This is a genomic window from Microseira wollei NIES-4236 (genome assembly GCF_020521235.1).
Lineage (GTDB): Bacteria > Cyanobacteriota > Cyanobacteriia > Cyanobacteriales > Aerosakkonemataceae > Microseira > Microseira wollei.
In genome coordinates this window covers 1-1523 of the sequence record NZ_BLAY01000428.1, presented here as the reverse complement: position 1 = coordinate 1523, position 1523 = coordinate 1, and the positions used below count along the sequence as shown (strand labels likewise).

Below are 1523 nucleotides of genomic sequence, written 5' to 3'. Positions count from 1 at the left end.
TTTAACAATTCTGCGAAATTCCCCACCGTCTTTTACGGTGGGGATGGATAGCATGCTAAAGTTGGGGGTTCGATGCCCCCAACTTTAGCAAATACTCTTCTTCCGAATTCGGCGGAAGCCTCCATCCGTCACTTACGGTGGGGATGGTACGACCTTGGAATTGTGAGGTGCATCCGCAAGTGGCGTGTTCGTTCGCGCCAGCGTGGCGTTAGCCATACAATTCCCAAATATTTCCTGAGCTATCTTATCGCTAAATCTATATTGTGATAGGATAGATCAATTAAGGAGGTGATTTGAGTGCTGCGTAAAGCCGTGCAAGTCCGCTTATATCCATCTAGACAACAGCAGTTACAACTAGCTCAGGCATTTGGATGCTCGCGTTGGTGGTGGAATTATGCCTTGAATAAATCCATTGAAACCTACAAAGAAACGGGCAAGGGACTTGGGCGTTCAGCACTCAACGCACTTCTCCCTGAACTCAAAAAAGCAGAGGATACCTGTTGGTTGGCTGATTGCTATAGCCAAGTGCTGCAAGCTACAACACTCAATCTAACCACAGCATATAAAAACTTTTTTGAGGGTAGGGCGAGGTTTCCTCGCTTCAAATCCAAGCATGGTAAACAGTCAATTCAATATCCTCAAAACGTACTGATTGTAGACGGCAATGTCAAGCTTCCAGGTAATATTGGGGTTGTCAAAGCCAAAATACATCGACCGATTGAAGGAAAGATCAAGACTGTTACTATTAGCAAGACTCCATCAGGGAAATACTTGGCATCTATTCTGACTGAAATAGAAGGCGAATATCCGACTATCTCAGGAGGTAAGATTTATGGCGTTGATTTAGGATTGAAGCATTTCGCAGTCATAACTGACGGTGAGAAGGTATCTAAATACGACAATCCCAAGCATATTGCCAAGCATGAGAAAAACCTGAAACGCAAGCAGAAGAAACTAGCGCGCCAGCAAAAAGGAAGTAATTCGAGGAGTAAATATCGTAAAGTTGTTGCCAAGGTGTACGATCGAGTTAGCAACTCAAGGCAAGATTTTCTACATAAACTTAGTTACAAGTTGGTCAGCTAAGCCCGAGCTGTTATAGTAGAAAATATTCATGTCAAGGGCATGGTTCGTAATCACAATTTGGCGAAAGCAATATCTGATTGTGGATGGGGAATGTTCACCAACTTTTTAGCCTATAAGCTAGAACGCCAAGGCTCTAAGTTGGTTGAGATTGATAGATGGTTTCCCAGTTCCAAACTTTGCTCTAATTGTTTCTATCAAGTAGATGAAATGCCGCTAGATGTGAGGGAATGGATTTGCCCTCACTGTGGAACTCATCACGACAGAGATGGAAACGCAGCAACCAATATTAGAGCAGAAGGAATCAGAATGCTAAAGGCGGATGGTTCAGCCGTCTCTGCTGTAGGAGGGGAAGTAAGACCAAAGATGGGACGAAAGTCTCACCTGCGGCATTCGCCTATGAGTACAGAAGCCCCATCCGCCTATGCGGTGGGGTAGTTCAC

The 1523-nt window shown here is 44.5% G+C and carries 1 pseudogene; it reads left to right on the top strand.

Annotation, left to right across the window (positions count from 1 at the left end):
• Nucleotides 1-297: 297 nt before the first annotated feature.
• Nucleotides 298-1518, top strand: a pseudogene (locus MiSe_RS49015) (RNA-guided endonuclease InsQ/TnpB family protein).
• Nucleotides 1519-1523: the final 5 nt, after the last annotated feature.